At 68.8% G+C, this 19,926-nt stretch carries 19 protein-coding genes and 1 pseudogene; 12 read left to right on the forward strand and 8 right to left on the reverse strand.

Annotated elements, in window-relative coordinates; all coding sequences use genetic code 11:
• Positions 1–23 precede the first annotated feature (23 nt).
• From Q1B08_RS03550 to Q1B08_RS03560, 3 genes are all read left to right on the forward strand, one after another.
• Entirely contained in the window at positions 24–1,349 is a 1,326-nt protein-coding gene (locus Q1B08_RS03550) for an amidase (protein WP_299814757.1), read from the forward strand.
• Positions 1,350–1,478: 129 nt separating this feature from the next.
• Positions 1,479–2,651, forward strand: coding sequence for an aminotransferase class I/II-fold pyridoxal phosphate-dependent enzyme (locus tag Q1B08_RS03555; RefSeq protein ID WP_299814760.1), 1,173 nt, complete (start codon positions 1,479–1,481; stop codon positions 2,649–2,651).
• Between the two features lie 11 nt (positions 2,652–2,662).
• Positions 2,663–5,407, forward strand: coding sequence for a DNA translocase FtsK (locus tag Q1B08_RS03560; RefSeq protein ID WP_299814763.1), 2,745 nt, complete (start codon positions 2,663–2,665; stop codon positions 5,405–5,407).
• A gap of 14 nt (positions 5,408–5,421) precedes the next feature.
• Here Q1B08_RS03560 and Q1B08_RS03565 read toward each other — a convergent pair whose 3' ends face one another.
• Entirely contained in the window at positions 5,422–6,018 is a 597-nt protein-coding gene (locus Q1B08_RS03565; RefSeq protein ID WP_299814766.1) for a hypothetical protein, read from the reverse strand.
• Between the two features lie 270 nt (positions 6,019–6,288).
• On the opposite strand from Q1B08_RS03565, the gene Q1B08_RS03570 reads away from it, so the two are divergent.
• From Q1B08_RS03570 to Q1B08_RS03580, 3 genes are all read left to right on the forward strand, one after another.
• Positions 6,289–6,897, forward strand: a complete 609-nt coding sequence (locus Q1B08_RS03570; RefSeq protein WP_299814769.1) for an outer membrane lipoprotein carrier protein LolA — start codon at positions 6,289–6,291, stop codon at positions 6,895–6,897.
• Between the two features lie 170 nt (positions 6,898–7,067).
• Positions 7,068–7,271, forward strand: a complete 204-nt coding sequence (locus Q1B08_RS03575; RefSeq protein ID WP_299814772.1) for a hypothetical protein — start codon at positions 7,068–7,070, stop codon at positions 7,269–7,271.
• A 156-nt stretch (positions 7,272–7,427) separates the two neighbouring features.
• The gene (locus Q1B08_RS03580) at positions 7,428–9,101 is read left to right on the forward strand and encodes an MFS transporter (protein WP_299814775.1); all 1,674 of its coding nucleotides are present in this window, start codon (positions 7,428–7,430) and stop codon (positions 9,099–9,101) included.
• A gap of 75 nt (positions 9,102–9,176) precedes the next feature.
• Here Q1B08_RS03580 and Q1B08_RS03585 read toward each other — a convergent pair.
• A pseudogene (locus Q1B08_RS03585) lies at positions 9,177–9,461 on the reverse strand (mannitol dehydrogenase family protein); the annotation flags it as partial.
• 538 nt (positions 9,462–9,999) lie between these two features.
• On the opposite strand from Q1B08_RS03585, the gene Q1B08_RS03590 reads away from it, so the two are divergent.
• The 3 genes from Q1B08_RS03590 to Q1B08_RS03600 are packed head-to-tail and all read left to right on the forward strand — an operon-like array spanning position 10,000 to position 12,343.
• Entirely contained in the window at positions 10,000–10,755 is a 756-nt protein-coding gene (locus Q1B08_RS03590) for a hypothetical protein (protein ID WP_299814778.1), read from the forward strand.
• Complete coding sequence (locus Q1B08_RS03595; protein ID WP_299814781.1) at positions 10,752–11,144, forward strand: phage holin family protein; 393 nt, start codon at positions 10,752–10,754, stop codon at positions 11,142–11,144. The genes Q1B08_RS03590 and Q1B08_RS03595 overlap by 4 nt, the downstream gene beginning before the upstream one ends.
• Positions 11,144–12,343 (forward strand): DUF3618 domain-containing protein, encoded by a 1,200-nt coding sequence (locus Q1B08_RS03600; RefSeq protein WP_299814784.1) that lies wholly within the window; start codon positions 11,144–11,146, stop codon positions 12,341–12,343. The genes Q1B08_RS03595 and Q1B08_RS03600 overlap by 1 nt, the downstream gene beginning before the upstream one ends.
• A 118-nt stretch (positions 12,344–12,461) precedes the next feature.
• Here Q1B08_RS03600 and Q1B08_RS03605 read toward each other — a convergent pair whose 3' ends face one another.
• Positions 12,462–12,953: a ferritin-like domain-containing protein gene (locus tag Q1B08_RS03605; RefSeq protein WP_299814787.1), complete on the reverse strand. Its 492-nt coding sequence runs from the start codon at positions 12,951–12,953 to the stop codon at positions 12,462–12,464.
• Positions 12,954–13,136: 183 nt separating this feature from the next.
• Here Q1B08_RS03605 and Q1B08_RS03610 point away from each other — a divergent pair, with 183 nt between their 5' ends.
• Positions 13,137–14,186, forward strand: a complete 1,050-nt coding sequence (locus tag Q1B08_RS03610; RefSeq protein WP_299814790.1) for an SDR family oxidoreductase — start codon at positions 13,137–13,139, stop codon at positions 14,184–14,186.
• Positions 14,187–14,208: 22 nt separating this feature from the next.
• Here the strand turns inward: Q1B08_RS03610 and Q1B08_RS03615 are convergent, their stop codons facing one another.
• The gene (locus Q1B08_RS03615; protein WP_299814793.1) at positions 14,209–14,541 is read right to left on the reverse strand and encodes a hypothetical protein; all 333 of its coding nucleotides are present in this window, start codon (positions 14,539–14,541) and stop codon (positions 14,209–14,211) included.
• 52 nt (positions 14,542–14,593) lie between these two features.
• The gene (locus Q1B08_RS03620; RefSeq protein ID WP_299814796.1) at positions 14,594–15,448 is read right to left on the reverse strand and encodes an SDR family oxidoreductase; all 855 of its coding nucleotides are present in this window, start codon (positions 15,446–15,448) and stop codon (positions 14,594–14,596) included.
• 251 nt (positions 15,449–15,699) lie between these two features.
• On the opposite strand from Q1B08_RS03620, the gene Q1B08_RS03625 reads away from it, so the two are divergent.
• Entirely contained in the window at positions 15,700–16,500 is an 801-nt protein-coding gene (locus Q1B08_RS03625) for an SDR family oxidoreductase (protein WP_299814799.1), read from the forward strand.
• Position 16,501: 1 nt separating this feature from the next.
• Entirely contained in the window at positions 16,502–17,356 is an 855-nt protein-coding gene (locus Q1B08_RS03630; RefSeq protein ID WP_299814802.1) for an alpha/beta hydrolase, read from the forward strand.
• On the opposite strand, the gene Q1B08_RS03635 is transcribed toward Q1B08_RS03630, so the two are convergent.
• The 3 genes from Q1B08_RS03635 to Q1B08_RS03645 form a co-directional block, all read right to left on the reverse strand.
• Complete coding sequence (locus Q1B08_RS03635; RefSeq protein ID WP_299814805.1) at positions 17,353–18,360, reverse strand: calcium-binding protein; 1,008 nt, start codon at positions 18,358–18,360, stop codon at positions 17,353–17,355. The two genes, Q1B08_RS03630 and Q1B08_RS03635, sit on opposite strands and share 4 nt — an antisense overlap.
• A gap of 114 nt (positions 18,361–18,474) precedes the next feature.
• The gene (locus Q1B08_RS03640; RefSeq protein ID WP_299814808.1) at positions 18,475–19,356 is read right to left on the reverse strand and encodes a cytochrome c; all 882 of its coding nucleotides are present in this window, start codon (positions 19,354–19,356) and stop codon (positions 18,475–18,477) included.
• Complete coding sequence (locus Q1B08_RS03645; RefSeq protein ID WP_299814811.1) at positions 19,353–19,886, reverse strand: cytochrome c; 534 nt, start codon at positions 19,884–19,886, stop codon at positions 19,353–19,355. Before Q1B08_RS03645 ends, Q1B08_RS03640 begins: the two co-directional genes overlap by 4 nt.
• Positions 19,887–19,926 lie beyond the last annotated feature (40 nt).

The raw sequence follows: 19,926 nt of genomic DNA on the forward strand, positions 1-19,926 counted from the left end.
CACGGCAACGGACGGAGACGGACATGCGCGACTGGCTTTGGATGGGCGCGGGCGACCTCGGGCGCGGGATCGGCACGGGCGAGATCGACCCGGAGGCGCTTTGCGAGACGTTCCTCGACGCGGTCGAAGCACATGCGCACCGCGACACGATCTTCACTCACGTCACCGCCGACCGCGCGCGGGCCGAGGCCGCCGCGGCCGCCGGACGGGCGCGGGCGGGGACGCGGCGCGGGACGCTCGACGGCGTGCCGATCACCTGGAAGGATCTGTTCGATACGGCCGGCGTGCCGACCGAATCCGGCTCGGCGCTTTTGAAAGGTCGCGTGCCGCGGGAGGATGCGGAGACGCTGGCCAACGCGACCGCGGGCGGCAGCGTCTGCCTCGGCAAGACGCATATGAGCGAGCTGGCCTTTTCCGGACTCGGCCTGAACCCGATCACCGCGACGCCGCCGAACCGCCACGACCCGAACCGCGTGCCCGGTGGCTCGACCTCCGGCGGGGCGGCTTCTGTGGCCTTCGGGCTCGCGCCGGTGGCGATCGGCTCCGATACCGGCGGCTCGGTCCGCAACCCGGCTGCGTGGAACGACATCGTGGGTCTCAAAACGGCGCATGGACGCGTGTCCGACCGGGGCACGGTCCCGCTCGTCGAATCGATGGACACGATCGGCCCGCTTGCCCGGAACGTGGAGGATTGCGCGCTGGCGCTTGCCCTCATCGAAGGCACGGCAGTCCCCGACCTCGCGGGAGCGAGCCTGCGCGGACGGCGCTTCCTCGTGCTGGCCGACTACCTGGAGACGAGTCGCGACGAGCCGCGCGCGGCGTGCCAGCAAGCCATCGAGCGGTTCGCGGCCGCCGGCGCCACGATCGAGCGGGCGGAACTGCCCTCCGTCGCGGCGGCGATGGCGCAGACGCCACACCTGTTCTCGCCGGAGGCCTACGCGATCTGGCACGAAGCGATCGAGGCCGCGCCACACCTGATGTTCGACCGCATCCTGGAGCGGTTCCGGACGGGGCGCGACGCGACCGCGAAGGACGTCATCGTGGCGGAGCGACGGCGGCGGGCGGCGGTGACGGAGTACCTTTCCGCAACGGCAGGTTACGACGCGGTGCTGCTGCCGACCTCGGCCATCCTGCCCCCGGAACGCGAACGCCTCCTCGCGGACGAGGCGTATTACGTGGAGGAGAACCTGCTGTCGCTACGCAATACGCGGGTGGGCAACCTTCTGGGCCTTTGCGGTTTGACGCTGCCGACGGGCGTGCCGATGTGCGGCGTCATGGCGCTCGCCCCGCCGGGGCACGAACACCGCCTCCTGCGACTCGGCGCGGCGATGGAGACGGCGCTGACCTGACGGGCGGGCATCGACTGACCCGATTGCCACACCTCCCGGCTCGGCCCGCTTTTCGTTGGACCCCGGCGGCACCGCTTTGCTATCGTGAACGAAACGGGGCCGGCAGAGCATCCGTATCGAGGTTCAGGCATGATTTCTCCGACGCGGTTCTCCGAACTGCCCGAATACGCGTTTTCGCGTCTCAAGACGCTGCTCGGCGATCTCGCCCCGGGCGGCGATCCGATTCAGATGACGATCGGCGATCCGCGCCACCCGGCCCCGGCCTTCGTCGGCGAGGTCATCGCCGCGCACCGGGACGCCTTCGTCTCCTACCCGCCGAACGACGGCACCCCCGAACTGCTCGCGGCCTGCGCCGGCTGGCTCGAGCGGCGCTACGGCTACCGGGCCGATCCCGAGCGGGAGATCCTCGCGTTGAACGGGACGCGCGAAGGGCTCTACAACACCGCAACGGCGCTCTGCCCGGAGGAGAAGAACGGGCAGCGGCCCGCGATCCTGACCCCGAACCCGTTCTATCAGGTCTACGCCATCGCCGCCCTCGCGGCCCGGGCGGAGCCGGTCTACGTGAACGCCACGGCGGCGACGGGCGACCTGCCGGACTTCGCGGCGCTCGGGGCGGAGCTTCTCGACCGGACGGCCATCGTCTACATCTGCTCGCCGTCCAACCCGCAGGGCGCGGTGGCCTCGCTCGATTACTGGACGACGCTCCTCGAACTCGCCGAGCGGCACGACTTCACGATTTTCGCGGACGAATGCTACGCCGAGATCTATACCGGCACGCCGCCGGCCGGCATTCTCGAGGCGGTGCGCGCGTCGGGGGCGGATCCCGAGCGGGTCGTGGCCTTCCATTCGCTCTCCAAGCGGTCGAACCTCGCGGGCCTGCGGTCCGGGTTCGCCGTGTCCGGACCGGGCAACATGGCCCGCATGAAGCAGCTCCGCGCCTATTCGGGCGCGCCCCTGCCGCTGCCGCTGCAGATGGCGGCCGCGCGGGCCTGGGCCGAGGACAGCCATGTCGAAGCCAATCGCGCCCTTTACGCCGCGAAGTTCGCGGCGGCGCGCGAGATCCTCGGCAACCACCCCGTCCCGGAGGCCGGCTTCTTTCTGTGGCTGCCCGTGGAGGACGGCGAGCGGGCGGCGCTGAAGCTGTGGACCGAGACGGGCGTGCGGGTGATGCCCGGCGCCTATTTCGCCCGCGACACGAAGGACGGCAATCCAGGCACCGGCTTCGTCCGGGTCGCGCTGGTCGGACCGCAGGACGAGACCGTCCGCGGCCTCACCCTGCTGCGCGACTGCCTATACACGTAAGAGGACTCCGAATGGCCTATCCGGTGCGGCAACGCGATCCCCTTCTGGACACCAATCTGCAGATCAGCCTCGCCCGGCGCGGACGCGAGGGACTTGGCGTTCTGATGGTCGTCCTGGGGCTGCTGAGTGCCGCGCTGCTGCTCAGTTATCATCCGGACGATCCCAACTGGCTGACCGCGACGGACGCGCCGCCGCGCAACTGGCTCGGCGTCTTCGGCGCGTCGCTGGCCGCGCCGCTCCATCTCGTTCTCGGCTACGGCGCGCTCGGCCTGCCGGTGGCGCTCGTCGTGTGGGGGCTGCGCTTCGCGCTTCATGGCGGGTCGGAGCGCGTCCTGCCCCGCGCGTTCTTCGTGCCGGGCTGGGTGCTGCTCCTGTCGCTGCACAGCGCCTCGCTGGTGCCGGGACCGGACTGGACCCATGATTTCGGGCTCGGGGGCCTTTTCGGCGATACCGGGCTCGGCGCGCTCCTGTCGGTCGTGCCGATCCACGCGGAGCTGAGCCTCAAGCTCTTCACGCTGGTGATCTCGGCCACGGCGGTCTTCGTCGGCGCCTGGGTGCTGGGCTTCACGCGGGAGGATCTGCGGACCGGCGGATTGTTCTTCCTCAACGGGCTCGGCGTTGCGTGGCAGGCGCTGCGTCTGGCCACGGGAAGTGCGGCGCGCGGCACGGCGAAGGGCGCCGCGGCCCTGCGCGAACGCCGGGCGTCGCGGGACGATCTCATCGAGGAGGACGAGACGGAGGACGCGCCGGCGCGGACCCGCTGGCTCGCCTGGCTGCCCCGCCGGCGCACCCGTCCGGGGGCCGGGGAAATGGACGTCGAGGCGGACGGGTTCGACCCCGACATGCCCGACGACGACCGCGTCCGCGCCCGGATCGCCAATGCCGTCCGCACCCGCGTCCGTCGGGCCAGCATCGCGCAAGCGCTCGCCGCGGAGGACGAGGCGCCGGTCGAACGGGCGGAGCCCACGCTCACCGCCATGCCGCACCGACCGGCGGAGGACCGGCCTGCGGAGGATCGGCCTGTCGAGGTCGAGCACACGGCCCCGCCCATCCGTCGCACCTCGGCGCCCGATCTGGAGGACGACGCGCTTATCGAGGACGAGGACGACGACGAGGAAGCGCGGCAGCGCGATCTCCCGCTCCGGCAGGCGATCGACCGCAAGGTCGTGCCCGCCGCCCCGATGCCCGCCCCGCAGCCCAGGCCCCGCCCCGCCCCGCCCGTGTCCGTGGCGGACAACGACTACGACATGCCGCCGCTCGACCTGCTGACCGATCCGGGCACGGTCGAGCGTCACCACCTTTCCGACGAGGCGCTGGAGGAGAATGCCCGGCAGCTCGAGAATGTGCTCGAGGATTACGGCGTGAAGGGCGAGATCGTCTCCGTCCGCCCCGGCCCCGTCGTCACCATGTACGAGCTCGAACCCGCCGCCGGCCTCAAGGCCTCCCGCGTGATCGGACTCGCCGACGACATCGCGCGCTCCATGTCGGCGCTCTCCGCGCGTGTCTCGACCGTGCCGGGGCGCAGCGTCATCGGTATCGAGCTTCCCAACGAGAAGCGCGAAAAGGTCGTGCTGCGCGAGATCCTTTCGGCCCCGAACTTCGATGAGACCACACAGGCTTTGCCGCTCGCCCTCGGCAAGGACATCGGCGGCGCCCCCATCGTCGCCAACCTCGCCAAGATGCCGCACCTGCTGATCGCCGGGACGACGGGCTCGGGCAAGTCGGTGGCGATCAACACGATGATCCTGTCGCTGCTCTACAAGCTTTCGCCCGACGATTGCCGGATGATCATGATCGACCCAAAGATGCTGGAACTCAGCGTCTACGATGGCATCCCGCACCTGCTTTCCCCCGTCGTCACCGATCCGAAAAAGGCCGTGGTCGCCCTGAAATGGGTCGTGGGCGAGATGGAGGAGCGCTACCGCAAGATGTCCCGCATGGGCGTGCGCAACATCGAGGGCTACAACGGCCGGGTCCGCGACGCCCTGTCGAAGGGCGAGCTCTTCAGCCGCACGGTGCAGACGGGCTTCGACGACGAGACGGGCGACCCGGTCTTCGAGACCGAGGAGACGGTGCCCGAGAAGCTGCCCTATATCGTCGTCATCGTCGACGAGATGGCGGATCTGATGATGGTCGCCGGCAAGGAGATCGAAGCCTGCATCCAGCGCTTGGCGCAGATGGCGCGGGCCTCCGGCATCCACCTCGTCATGGCGACGCAGCGCCCCTCGGTCGACGTCATCACCGGCACGATCAAGGCGAACTTCCCGACGCGGATCTCTTTCCACGTCACCTCCAAGATCGATTCCCGCACGATCCTGGGCGAGATGGGCGCCGAGCAGCTTCTGGGCATGGGCGACATGCTCTACATGGCCGGCGGCTCCAAGATCACCCGCGTCCACGGGCCCTTCTGCTCCGACGAGGAGGTCGAGGAGATCGTCAACCACCTGAAGGCCTACGGCCCGCCGGACTACGCCGCCTCCGTTCTCGACGGCCCGGCGGAGGACAGCGCGTCCGACATCGACGCCGTGCTCGGGCTCACCGGCGGCAACACGGGCGGAGAGGACGCGCTCTACGATCAGGCCGTGGCCATCGTGGCGCGGGACCGGAAGTGCTCGACCTCCTACATCCAGCGCAAACTCGGCATCGGCTACAACAAGGCCGCGCGTCTGGTGGAGCAGATGGAGGACAACGGCGCCGTCACCGCGGCGAACCACGTCGGCAAGCGCGACATCCTCCTGCCCGATCCGAACGGCTGAGCACCACCCGCCGCTCAGCGGCGCCGGGCGCCCGCGAAACCCAGCAGGCCGAGACCGCCCAGCAAGGCGAGGCCCGCGGGCGGAAGCGGCACGGCGGGAACCGGTTCTTTATCGGCGAAGGCGACGGCGGTCCCGCCGCCGCCGGGGCCGAACCGGTATGATCCCGACAGCGGATCGCTCGACAGCGCCGCGACGAGGTTGCCGACCGTCACCGGCGCCGTCTCGATCGGCGTATCGAAGAAGCCGTCGAAGGAAAGGCTGCCCGTCGCCAACGGATCGGGAACCGGCCCGGCGAGGATCGTCGCAGAGGCCGCACCCGGGAAGCCGAGTCCGGCCGACCCCACAAACCCGCCATCCGCCGAGAAGAGGTCGGTGACCCCCACCGGGTCATCGGGGATCTCGACCATCACTGATGCGACGGGACCGGATGCGGCAAGGCGATCCGCGATGGCCGCGCTCGGGTGGTCGTCGAAGATGGTCAGTGAAACGTCCGCGGGCGTATCCAGCGGCGGATCGAACGGGATCGCGCCGTCCGTCGATTCCCCGATCGTCGCGACGACGCCGCCCTCGAACAGAAAGACCGCGGAGGCCGCCGGTATCGCGACGGCCATGACAACTGCGGAACCGAGCAAACGAGCGTACATAAAACCAGATCCTATCCAGCGGAACGTCACGTAAGGTTAAGCCGGCTTAACGATTCGATCACGCGGATTGTTGCCTGTCTCGCCGCGGTCCCCGACGTGGTGCCCTCCGGCCACGATGTGTCCGGCGGCAGGGTTCGGCGCGATCGGCCGACGCCCGCCTGCTATCGCATAGCGCGGGCAATCCGGCGACAGGATCCCTATATGCCCCTCGTCACGAAACCACAGGGATTCTGCCCCATGCGTCCTCTTGTCCGCAGCCTTCTGGCCGCCATCACGCTCGTCACCCTCGCGCTGCCCGCCGCCGCACAGATCCCGGTGGGCGAGATCAGCCGTTACATGAACTCCTTCGAGACTGCCGAGTCGGAGTTCACGCAGGTGAACGGCGACGGCAGCATCTCCACCGGCGATCTTTCGATCAGCCGGCCGAACCGCGCCCGGTTCGACTACGACGCTCCGAACAAGGGGCTGGTGATCGCCGGCGGGGGACAGGTCGCGATCTTCGACTCGGTCTCGAACACACCGCCCGAGCAGTATCCCCTCTCCCAGACGCCGCTGAGCCTGATCCTCGCCCGGAACGTCGATCTCGGCCGCTCGGGCATGCTGGTCCGCCATGCGGGCAACGCGACGCAGACCTCGGTGACGCTGCAGGATCCGGCCCATCCGGAATACGGCAACATCCAGCTCGTCTTCACGCCGAACCCGACGAAGCTCCGCCAATGGGTCATTACCGACGATGCCGGAACCGAGACCACGGTGGTTCTCGGCGACATGCGGACGGGCGGCGCCCTCGGAACGAGCCTGTTCAGCATTCCGTTGGAGTTGCGCCGGCGCGGCCTGACCGAGTGATGCCGGCTCCGTGGGCAAATGCCGCGTGATCGGGCAAAAGGTCGCAGTTTCGCCTCGCGGGCCTTGTCGTGTTACTCTTCCTTCCGGGTGCATCGTCGCGACGCCCCTGAGATCGGCATGTCGGCGCATGCCGGCCGGGCGGACCCGATGCCACGCATAGGGGCCTTGTGATGATCGAACTGATGTTTCTCGCCTGTCTGAACGCATCCGTTGTGGAATGCCGTCGGGAAAGTCTCCTCTTCACCGAATTGCCACTGGCGGCCTGCATGATGCGCGGCCAGACGCAGCTCGCGGACTGGACGGCCACGCATCCGGGCTGGACGGTCGCGCGTTGGTCCTGCCGCCCGCACGACCCGACCCGGAAGGACGCCTGATCCGGCGGCGCGCTCGGATCGCATCCCGGGGCGCCGTCCGGGCCATCCTCCTGCGTCCGGGGATGGATGCAAAGGCGGATCACGGCACTTGCGGGATGTGCGGGCCGATGGTTCCCGCTAACGATGTCGTCGAGACCTCTTGATGACCAGCTTCCGATGACAACGACCGCGCCTTCGGACGCCGCCTCCGCGGCGCCTTCTCCGTTTTCGATCCCGATCTTCCGCGCGATCTGGCTGGCCTCCGTCTCCTCGAATTTCGGCGGGCTGGTGCAGGCCGTCGGCGCGTCGTGGCTGATGACGAGCCTGTCGGACTCGTCGCAGGACGTGGCATTGGTGCAGGCCTCGACCGTGCTGCCGATCATGATGTTCTCGCTCCTTGCCGGGGCGATCGCGGACAATCTCGACCGTCGCCTCGTCATGCTTTCGGCGCAGAGCTTCATGATCGCGATCTCGCTGCTGCTCGCGCTCTTCGCCTACAACGACTGGCTCTCGGTCTGGGGGCTTCTGGCCTTCACCTTCGCCATCGGCTGCGGCACCGCGCTCAACAACCCGGCTTGGCAAGCTTCCGTCGGGGACATGGTGCCCCGCGCTGCGCTGCCCGGCGCGGTGGCGCTCAATTCGATGGGGTTCAACATCGCCCGGTCCGTCGGCCCGGCCATCGGCGGCCTGATCGTGGCCGTCGCGGGTGCAGCAGCGGCGTTCCTGACCAACGCGCTGAGCTATATCGGAATCATCGTGGTCCTGCTGCGCTGGCACCCGAAGCGGACGCCGCGCACCCTGCCGCCCGAGCGGCTCGACGTCGCGATGGCGGCCGGGCTCCGCTACGTCTCGATGTCGCCCAACATCCGCATCGTCCTCCTGCGCGGCTGCGTCTTCGGCCTCGCCGCGGCGGCGCTGCCGGCGCTCCTGCCGGTGGTGGCGCGCGACCTGATCCAGGGTGGACCGCTGACCTACGGCATCCTGCTCGGCGGCTTCGGCATCGGCGCCATCGGCGGGGCGCTGTCGAGCGGCTGGGCGCGCGGGCACCTGACGACGGAGGGGATCGTGCGGCTGGCTTCCGTGCTCCTCGTGATCGGCGCCGTGGGCACCGGGGTGAGCCGCGCGATGGCGCTGTCGGTGCCGGCGCTGATGGTGGCCGGCATGGGCTGGGTGCTCGCGCTTTCCACCTTCAACGTTTCGGTGCAGCTCTCGTCGCCCCGCTGGGTCGTCGCGCGGGCGCTGTCGCTCTACCAGATGGCGACGTTCGGCGGCATGTCGGCGGGGGCGTGGACCTGCGGCGCCATCGCGGAAGAACATGGCGTCACCGCGGCGCTCCTCGTGGCGGCGGCGACGCAAGCCGCGGGGGGGCTCCTTGGGCTGGTTCTGCCGGTCCCGGGAACCGGGCAGGAGGACCTTGCCCCGCTGAACCGCTGGCAGGAGCCGGAGACGGCGATCCCCCTGCGGCACACGAGCGGCCCCATCGTCATCACCATCGAGCACCGCATCCAGGAGGCCGACGCAGCGACCTTCGTTCAAGTCATGAACGAGCGCCGCCGCATCTGCCTGCGCGACGGCGCGCGCGGCTGGACGCTGCTGCGCGACCTCGCCGACCCGGAGCTCTGGATCGAGCGGTACCACATGCCGACCTGGCTCGAATACGTGCGCGACACCCAGCGCCGGACAAGGGCCGACCTCGAGAACTTCGACCGGGTCCGTGCCCTGCATATCGACAACCATCCGCCGCGCGTCCACCGGATGATCGAGCGGCCCGTCGGATCGGCCTCCACGACGCACACGCCATCGGGCCGGGAGGCGGGCGATCCGATGACCGACCCGACGCGCGCGAGCTGACGGGTCAGGTGGCGGCGTAACCCCGGACGGCGCCGCGCGGCCCCTTCGCCTCGATGGCGGCGCCGAGGGATAGGCGATGGCGGTGTGGACAGCGTCGAGGACGCGCAGCGTCATCCGCTCATAGGGCACCCTGTCTGTCACGAACTCGACGCCGACCTCCTCCAGCGGGGGACGGCCCGTCGGGAAATGGCGCTCCAGCACCCGTTGCCGGAACGGCTCGCAGATGACGGGCGCGGCATCGTCGAGGCCGAAGCGGGTCCGCACCATGACACGCACCTTGTGGGTTGTCGCGGGTGTGATGCAGTCGTCCAGGTCGTTGGGGAACGTCACGCCGCCCGGCAGGTCCCTCTCGCCCCGCATCTCCGCCAGCCTGGCGGACACACATCCGCGCCCACGATCCGCTAGTCCTTCGGCCCGCCCTACCCGATCAGCTGATCGAGACAGACACCCATATGCGCGCCGTGGAAATTGTCAGCCAATACAAACGATGCCTAGCGATAGCGCGGCGGGATCGCAGTCCGGCGTTCGCACGCCCTTGGGGATAGCGTTCATTCCCTCCCGTTTCGTGGTTCGACGGGGCGGAATGACCAGCACATCGCCAAAGGATTTCGGTGACCTTTTCGAGTGTCATCGCGTCCATGGGAACCGGCCTCGGACGAGCAAGCGCGCACTTACGGAGACGGCCCTTTAACCAAAGGGAACAGATTTGTGAATGGCCGCGTTGGGGTGCCGAAGTTGAGGCGTCGGCCAACCGCACACGAATCCGGCGCCTCGTGGAACCTGAGAGGCCATCATGCACAGCATTTTCTACATCATCGGCGTCGTTGTCGTGGTCCTCGCGGTGATCAGCTTCATCGGCTGATCCGATCGACCGATTTCAGGCTATAGGAGACATGGAATGAGCACCGATAAATCCACCCCCACCCCGACGGCCACGCCGAAACCCGGCAACCCGTCGAGCGCCACCGCCACGACGGCGAATCCCGCGACCGCGGCCACTGGCGCATCTTCCGGTTCGACGGGCAGCGCCGCCACGGCCGGCGGAACGGGCAGCGCCTCCGCCGCAAGCGGCACAACCGCGACCGGCTCCAAGGCCGGGTCCGAGAAGAACGCCGCCGATATGGCGAAGGAAACCCGGGACGCTGCCGAAAGCCGTGCGTCGCAACTCGGCGACAAGGCCCGTCACGAAGCGCAGAAACTAGCCGATCAGGCCCGTTCGGTCGCCGATTCCCGCGTCGAGGAAGCCCGCAGCTACGCGACCTCCAATATCGAGCGCACGGCTGACCAGATCCGCAATGCCGGCCACGAATTCGGTGACGACAGCTACCAGGCCCGCGCGGCGGATTACCTCGCCTCGAACTTGGGCTACGCGGCCGACGTGATCCGTGACAAGGATCTCGGCTCCCTCGCCGATGACGTGACCCACTTCGCGCGACGCAATCCGGGCATGTTCCTCGGTGGCGCGACACTCCTCGGCTTCGCCGTGGCGCGGATGCTCAAGGCTACCGAGCGTGGCCGGGGCGGCTACCGCGTCGAGACATCGCGGGACAGTTCGGATTATCGCCGTGACGACTACGATTCGCGCTTCGACGCGCCGACGCCGGGCGTCGCGAGAACCGCCTATGACCGCCCGGTCGGGGGGTATGGACGATGAACGAGACGCCCGAAACGAAAGGAACGACGAGCCTGATCGGGGACGTGCTGTCGCACGTCTCCAATCTCGTCCGCAAGGAAGTGGACCTCGCGCGCGCCGAGGTGTCCGAGAATGTCACCCGTGCCGGTGTCGCCGTCGGCCTGCTGGCCGGCGCGCTGATCGTAGCGCTCGTGGCGTTGAACGTGCTGGCCGCGGCACTCGTCTCGGCGATCGCCGAGCTCGGGCTCGATGCGGGCTGGGCGGCGTTGATTGTGGGCGGCGCGTTGGCGGTGGTCGCCTTCGTGATGGTTTCGAAGGGCATCAGCGATCTTAAGCTGTCGAGCCTTGCACCGAACCGCACGGTGAAGAACGTCAAGCGCGACGCCGTGGCCGTGAAGGAGACGATGTGATGTCCGACAAGTCCCCCGACGAGATCGAACGCGAGATCGAGGCCGAGCGCGGCGAGCTCGCCCGCTCCCTCGACGCGTTGCAGAACCGCTTCTCGCCCGAAGCGATGGTGGAGACCGCGTCCGGGCTGTTCCGGGAACATGGCGGTGCGTTCGCGGACGGTGCCGTCCGTCAGGCGAAGGCCAATCCCATTGCGCTCGCGTTGACGGGGGTGGGGCTCGCCTGGCTGATCGCCGGCCCCTCCCGTCCGACGGCTGGAACATACGACCGCTGGGATGCGACGCACGATATCGAGTCTTTCCGCGATACCTACGGACGGCCCGATCCGGTCGGGACCGGCTCCGATGAGGAGACGTCCGGCTTCGTGCATCGTGACCGCATGCCGGCATCGCGCACCCAGCTCGAACCGGCGGCCCATACGCCGAAGGTGGCCTATGACGACCGGGAATACGAACCCGTTCACGGCTTCCGGCGCGGTCCGAACGACATGGGCGGATTCGACGACCGTTTGGCTCGCGCTTCGGGCGACTACCACGAGCCGACGCTTCGCGACCGCGTCACCGGCGCCGCGCGCTCGGCGCGAACCAGTCTGAGTTCGGCCGGCCGGCGGATCGGCGGTGCCGTTCCGTCCTTTGGCAGAAGCCAGGACGATTATGGATACATGCGCGATTACGACGATGGCTCAAACCAGAGCTTCGTCGATCGCCTGAAGGAAGGAACCGAGAACATGACCGACGCCGCACGAGACCGTGTCATCGCCGCCCGGCAAGCGGCCTACAACGCACAGCGGAACCTGGACGATCATGCGCGTGCCTACGTTTCGCAAGGGCGCGACGCCTATGGTGAGCATCCGCTGGTCGGCGGGCTCATCGCTTTCGGACTTGGCGCGATGATCGGTGCCGCCCTGCCGCGCACGCGGCAGGAAGACGCCTATCTGGGCTCCTACCGCGACCGCGCGCTGGAGGAGGCCGAGCGCATCTACCACGCTGAATCGGCCAAGCTGCAGGAAGTCGCGCGCGCCGCGGCCGAGGAAGCCAAGGCCGCTGCATCCGAGACGCTAAACAACGCCAAGGAAAAGACGCCCACCGGCGAAGAGGCCATGGATCGGGCCGAAGGCGCCGCGAAGTCGACGGCCGAGCGGGTCAAGAACGCGGCCGAGGAAGAAGCGGAGAAGCAGAACCTCGGCGGCAGCGTCAGCTGACGTCCTTCGATATAGTCGTGGAAAGCGCGGTCCCGTCGGGCCGCGCTTTTCGTTTGCGCCGCCCAGAAAAAAGGCGGCCCGTGCAGGCCGCCTTCCGCATGTCATGTATCGCGGCGCGTCAGGCCACGGCATCCGTATTGATGCCGCTCGTCGCGAGCCGCGTCATGTGGTCGTCGCCGTCATAGGTGTTCGACAGATGCGTATCGAGGCGCGCGGCGTCGTCCTCGAGACCGAGCCTTTTGGCGAACGTCTTGACGCAACCGTAGCCCGCGATCGCGTAGTGGGCCATGCGTTGATACTGCGTGATGATCATCACGTCGCGCACCGCGTCGTCGCCGAATTCCTCCTCGAGCGCGTGGGCACGGGCCTCCTTCACGAGCCCCTCCATGCCCTTGCAATGCTCGCCTTTCGGATCGGCCCCGTGGCTCTTGATCAGCGTCTCGAGCATCTGCAATCCGTCCGAAATGCCCTTGTGGCCGGAATGGAGGGCCTGCTTCAGCTCCTCGTCGGTCGCGGCCTGCTCGAGCTCGACGGTGACGTCGCGCGATTGGGTGCAGGCGGAATAAATGTCCTGCAACTGGTCGATGTAGAGATCCTTGAGGGTGTCCATCGTGTTTCCTTCCCGTTCAGTCGGTTCCTGCCAGCCAACGTTGCGGGCCGCTCCTTCGTTCCTGTGCGGCGCGGCGGCGCAAGCGGGGAACTGGGCCGCACCGGGCGGACGTTGATCCGGCGAGGCGGCCGGCAAACCGCGAACGCGCGGCCGGTCGCGCCCCGCCACGGAACGGAGACCATCATGCAGCATTCCCCCATCGCCGTCGTCACCGGCGGAACGGCCGGTATCGGTCGCGCGACCGTCGATGCCCTGCTCGACCGCGGCTATCGCGTGGCCGTCCTCGCCCGCGGCACGCGCCGGCTGGAGGCACTGTCGCGCACAAAGGGCAACCGCGTCTGGACCCGGTCGGTGGACGTGGGCGACGGCGCGGCGCTCGACCGCGCGGGCGACGCGATCGTCGACGAGCTGGGCGTGCCGGACGTCTGGGTCAACAACGCGATGCTCACCAGCCTTTCCCCCTTCGCCGAGGTCGACGAGGCCGAGTTCCGCAAGATCACCGACACGACCTATCTGGGCACGGTGAACGGCTGCCGCACGGCGCTTCGGATCATGGCGCGGGGAAACATCGTCAATGTCGGCTCAGGCCTCGCCTATGCATCGATCCCGAACCAGGCCGCCTATTGCGGCGCCAAGCACGCCATCGAGGGCTTCACCCAGTCGTTGCGCATCGAGCTGGCACAGGCGCGCCGCCCGATCACGCTGTCGATGGTGCAACTTCCGGCGGTCAACACGCCGCAATTCGACTGGTCCCGCAACCGGATGGACCGCAAGCAGCAGCCGGCCCCGCCGATCTTCCAGCCCGAGGTCGCGGCGGCGGGCGTGATGAAGGCGATCGACGGCCACGCGCGCGAGATCCTGGTCGGCCGGTCTGTCCTGCAGCTTATGGTGGCCAACATGCTCTTTCCCACCATCGTGGAGCGCAAGCTGACGAAGATCGGCACCGACATCCAGACGTCCGAACGGCCCGACCGGCCCCGGCTCGACAACCTCGACAGCCCGGTGGAGGATTATCCCGGCACATCGCATGGCCCCTACGACGACCGTGCCGCGCCGCGCGGGATGGTGGTCGACGGCGATGCCGCGCGGGCGGTCTTCGTCGCGGGCGGCGTCGCGGCGCTTCTGGCGGCAGGCCTCCTTCTTGGCCGGGCCACCGCGTCGCGGAAACGCGGCCCGCGGCCCCTCGCCCGGCCGCGGGCCACGCCGGCCTATCTGCGGCCGGCGGGCCTCTAGACCGCCGGAACGCTCAGACGAGTCAGACAACTCCGGTCCGCGCCGAAAAGGTCGGTCCTGTCATCGGGCCGGAGGCGAGGTCGGGGACGCCTTCCGTCTCGACCGCGTCCCGCCCGAAGTTCAGAACCATCCGCCCGCCCGCGCAATCGAGCCGGATCACGTCGCGGTCTCGCGACCAGTTGTCGAGCACCATCCCCGTCATCCGCTGGCACCGGAACCCGATGGCCCGGCGCCGTCGGCCATCGGCGAGGGATAAACGCGCGAGCCAGATCGCGTCGACAGCCAGCGCCGCCACATGGCCGAGATTGCGGGTGATCCCGTTCAGATCGCCGATGCCGGCGTCGGAACGAGACACGCGGAAGGCGCCCCCTGCGGGACGCCTCGCCTCGTGCGATACAGGACCGTCCTCAGGCCCCGACCACCTTGCCGCCATTCGGGTGCAGCGTCTGACCGGTGAAGTAGCTCCCGTCCGAGGATGCGAGGAACAGGAACGCCGTCGCCACCTCCCAGGGCTGCCCGGCACGACCCATGGGCGTGCCGGAGCCGAAGCCCTCGACATCCTCGGCGGGCATCGTGCCGGGGATGAACGGTGTCCAGATCGGGCCGGGCGCGACCGCGTTCACGCGGATGCCCCTGTCGACGAGGTTGCTCGACATTGAGCGGGTGAAGGCCAGCGAGGCGCCGCGCGTCGTGGAATAGGTGACGAGCGAGCCCATGCCCGCGAAGGCGTTGACGGAGGACGTGTTGACGATCGCCGCGCCCTCCTTGAGATGCGGCAGCGCCGCCTGCGTCGTGAACATGTAGGACTTCACGTTCGAAGCCAGCATCCGGTCGATCAGCTCCTCGTCGAGATCGGCGAAATCCTCGTCGATGAACTGCTGCGCGGCGTTGTTGATAAGAATGTCGAGCTGCCCGAAGGTCTCGACCGTCTTCGCAACCGCCGCTTCGCAATTGGCCTTCACCCCGAGGTCGCCGGGGATAAGGAGGCATTCGCCGCCCTCCGCCTCGACGAGGCGCTTGGTCTCCTCGGCATCCCGGTCCTCCTCGAGATAGGCGATGGCGACCTTGGCGCCCTCGCGCGCGAACAGGACCGAGACGGCGCGGCCGATGCCGCTGTCCCCGCCGGTGACGAGGGCGATCTTGCCCAAGAGCTTGCCCGAACCGGGATGGCGCGGCGTGTAGTCCGGCGCCGGATCCATCCTGTGCTCGTCGGCGGGCATGCTGTCCTGATGCTGGGCCGGAATGGTCGGTGCGTCGGTCATGGCGATCTCCTTTTCGGATCGTGGCGTCGGGTTCGAAATCGGGAGGGGAACACGACCCGGGCGACCTTGTTCCGGACTGCTACACGTCGTCGCGACCGTCCTGCCCGCGACGGAACCCCGAGGCGTCGCGGGCCCGGCGGGGCCACCGGGGCCGCGGTGCGATAGTTAGCCACGCCCCCGCGCCGCCCCGGAACCGATGCCGGCGCGGCAGCGATAAGACCCGACCCTTCACGACCAATCGGAGACGATTCATGGACCTCGACATCAACGGCCGCACCGCCGTCATTTCCGGCGCGGCCGGCGACATGGCGCTGGAAACCGCCAGGATCCTGCAAGGCGACGGCTGCAACCTCGTGCTGACCGACATCGACGAGGATGATCTCGCGGAGGCCGCGGCCAAGCTGGGTGAGGGTGTGGTCTCGGTCGTCGCGGATCTGAGTGACCAGGCCGGGGCCGACAAGGTCGCAAAGGCGGTGGAGGACGCGGGCTGGCATGCCGACATCCTCGTCCACGCCGCGGGCGTGACCGGGGCCAAGGGCGACCCGCTGGCCGACATTTCCGAAGACGACTGGATGCATGCCTGGAACACCGACTTCATGACCGCGGTGCGCATGAGCAAGGCGTTGATCCCCGGCATGAACGAGCGCGGCTGGGGCCGCGTGGTGTTCGTCGTCTCCGAGAACGTGGCGCAGCCCTATCCCGACGAGGTCGTCTACAATGCCTCGAAATCCGCGCTCCTGAGCTTCTCCAAGGGCATGAGTCAGGTCTACGCCCAGAAGGGCACGCTGATAAACTGCATCGCGCCCGCCTTCATCGAGACCGACATGACCGACGGCATGATGAGAAAGCGGTCCGAGAAGCTCGGCGTCTCCTTCGACGAGGCCGTCGAATCCTTCCTGAAGGAGGAGCGTCCGCATCTCTCGCTCAAGCGTCGCGGCCGCCCCGAGGAAGCCGCCTTCGCGATCGCGTGCCTGTGTTCGGGGAAGGCGAGCTTCGTCAACGGCTCGAACTGGCGCGTCGATGGGGGCGCGGTACAGACGATGAACCTCTGAGGTGCCTTTCGAAGCGGAAATCACGCGCGACGACCTGCTCACGCGCATCGCGGCGCATCCCATGAGCGACACGCCCGCCCTCCAGCGTCCGGCGTTCCAGCGACTGATGCTCGGAGGCGCCGCCGTGGCGCCCGGAATGCGGCATATCCGGGCGCGACGCGCGGGCGGGCCGCGCGTGATCTGGTTCCACGGCGGTGGCTACGTCTTCGGATCGCCCGCGACGCACGAACGGATCGGCGTCTATCTGGCCAATCGGCACGGGTTCGACGTCACGCTGCCGGCCTATCGCCTTGCGCCGGAGCATCCCTGGCCCGCGCAGCTCGACGACGCGCTGGCCGCGATCCCGGAGGACGGAAAGGTCGTCCTCGCGGGCGACAGCGCGGGCGGCCATCTGGCGCTGGTGACGGCGCTGCACCTCGCCCGCGCCGGCCGGCCACCGCTGGGTCTCCTCCTCTTCTCGCCGAACACGGACCGTTCGGGGCGCAGCGTCACCCGCACGGCGATGGAAGCCGGCGACCCGATGGTCGGCGACGCGGGCGACCGCGCCCTGGCCGAGATGTGCTTCGGCGCGCGACCGCTCACGGATCCGGACGTCTCGCCCCTGCTGGCGGATCTGTCGGGGCTGTCGCCGACCTGGATCGAGGTCGGCACACCGGAAGTCCTGCTCGACGATTCGCGCCTGCTGCATGCGCGGGCCCGCGAGGTGGGCGTCGACGCCCACCTCACGGTGACGCACGGGATGCTGCATATGGGTCAGGTCTGGACGCCGTGGTGGGCACCGGCCCGCGCCTCGCTTGATCGCGCGGCCGCCTTCGCGACCGGTATCTGGCGGCAGGCCGGTACGTTTGCGGTCTAGAAGTAGATGCTGTCCCAGAACTGCGTTTCGGTGACCGGTTCGTCGAACTGGATCGTGAGCCGGAACCCTCTTTCCGAAAGGGTGCAGGAGGTGTCATCGAATGCGATATCGATGCCATCGGCGATAAAGTCATCCCGCAGATCGAGGCCGTTCTTCCCCGTCGCCACGGCATGTCCATCGCCTTCGAGCATTGTGATGACGTCCTGCGACGGATCGTAGCCCTCGATCACGCTGGCATAGATACCCCGATCCTCAGGCGGAGCGAGGATGAACTCGTCGGCGCCGCCCCCGCCGGAGTAGACATCCCGTCCGGAGTCGATGTGGATGACGTCGTCGCCGCCACCGCCCTTCACCACGTCGTCGCCATGACCGCCCGTCAGGACATCGTCGCCGTTGCCGCCGACAAGGCGGTCGTTCCCGTCCTCCCCGGTCAGCACGTCGTCAAGGCTGCCACCCAGCAGCCTGTCGTCGCCCGTTCCCCCGGACAGCGTGTCGCTGCCGGCCCCGCCGCGCAGCTTGTCGTTGCCCGCGCCGCCGGACAGCAGGTCGTTCCCCTTGTCGCCCGACAAGTGGTCGTTGCCGTTGCCGCCGAAAAGCGCGTCGTCGCCGGTCCCGCCCGACAGCCGGTCGCCCCCGCCGCCACCGAGGAGCGTGTCGTCGCCGCCTTGGCCCTTCAAGCGGTCGCGATCGCCGCCGCCCTCCAACAGGTCGTTCCCGGAGCCGCCGGTCAGTTCGTCGCGCCCGGCATTGCCGCGCAGTACGTCGGCCTTCGCGCCGCCGGCGATGCGGTCGTCGCCCGCACCCCCGGCGAGCGTATCCTGCCCGCCCGCGCCCTTGAGAACGTCATCCCCTCCGCCGCCCGCGATCCGGTCGGCCGGGCCCTTGCCGACGATGTGGTCATCGCTGGCCGTCTTGCGCGCGGCGGCCGGCGGCAGACCGGACATCGCGGCGAAATCGAGCGCGAACGGTCGCAGATCGAGCGCGAACGGGGTCGTGAAGGCCATGGAAATCTCCTGAATGGGGTCCGGATCGAAGTGTCCGGCCCGTCCGGCCTAGGAGTGAAAGCCTGACGGAACGCTAACGTGACGACGAAGGATCCTGCCGCGCCCCGGCGGACCTCAGCGGCCTTCCATCAGATAGGTCGCAAGGGCGCGGCGGTCGTCCTCGGTCAGGAACGTCGTGCCGCCGGAGACGACCTCCGCCATGGGGCCGCCGAAAGCGTCGCCGTCCGGCATCATCCCGTTCGCGAGCGCATCGGCGATGGCGTCGACGTCCCAGCCCTCCGCGGCGAGCGCCTCGGGGCGGATCGAAGGCGCGCGCTCTCCGTCGGGCAGGTCGTCGCTTCCGGCGAAGTGCCGCGCCTCGATCAGACCGCCCACGAAGTTCCGGTCGGTGTGGCAGGCCCCGCAATGCGCCGCGCCCTCGGCCAGTTCCTTCCCACGGTTCCAGGCTTCGGATCGGCCTTCGACCGGGGCCACGTCCGGCACATGCCCGAACGCGGCGCGCCAGAGCTTCAAACCCCAGCGCTGGTCGAACGGGAAACCTACCTCGTGCGGCGGGGCCGGGGTCGCCACCGCCGGCACGGATCCGAGCGCGGCATGCAGGTCGGCGATCTGCTGGTCGGAGAAAGCCGCGTAGAAGGCGCTCGGAAAGGCCGGGTAATAGGGATGCCCCTCGGGCGAGATGCCCTGCCGCACGGCCTTGGCGAATTGCGCGACGGTCCAGCCGCCGATCCCCGCCTCCGGGTCGGGGGAGATGTTGGGCGGGTGGAACGTGCCGAAATCGGTCACCAGCGGCGCGCCGCCGCTCAGGACCTCTCCCCCCTCCCGCGAATGGCAGGAGATGCAGCCTGCCGCTCGCGCGAGATAGGCGCCGTCGCGGACATCCCCTTCGAGCGCGATCTCCGGTTCGTCGTGCCCGATGGGCCAGAAAATGACCGCGACCAGCCCGATCAGGCCGGCCACGACCAGAAGCCCCGCGATGGCGAGGAGCCGTTTCAATCGTCGTCGACCCGGAAGGTCTTGTGGCAGGTCCCGCAGGTCTTGCCGACCTCGCCGTAGATCGCGTCGGCCGACGCAGTCTCGATGTCGAACGCGTCCTCCGCCGGGGCCGTGCCGAGCAGCGCGCCGAGATCGGCCTCGCCCCCTTCGCCCGGGGCGCCGAGCCCGGCATCGGCGGCCGCGTCGAGCGCCAGGGCGTAATCGTGGAGCTGCCGGGCGAGCGCCGCGAACTCCTCGTGCCGATCCCGGATCTCGGGCTTCGCATCGCTGTCGGCCACGTCGATGCTGCCTTCGGGAAACCAGTTCACCAGCGTTTCGCCGGAATGGGACGCGATGGTCTGCGCCGCCTCGTGCACGGCGGCGGCGTCGTAGGCCGTCTCGCCCTTCATGATCGGACCCATCGCCTTCATGGCGGAGCCCATGTCCTTCATGCCCTGTTGACGCTCGTCCACGAGGGCTTCGAAATCCTGCGCGAGGGCCATCGTCGCGGTCAGGGCCGCGACGGCGCCGGCGATAGCCATGAATCTCATCTGGTTCTCCTTCGAATGCCACGACGATGATGCACGCCCC

This window comes from uncultured Jannaschia sp., assembly GCF_947494025.1.
Classification (GTDB): Bacteria; Pseudomonadota; Alphaproteobacteria; order Rhodobacterales; family Rhodobacteraceae; genus Jannaschia.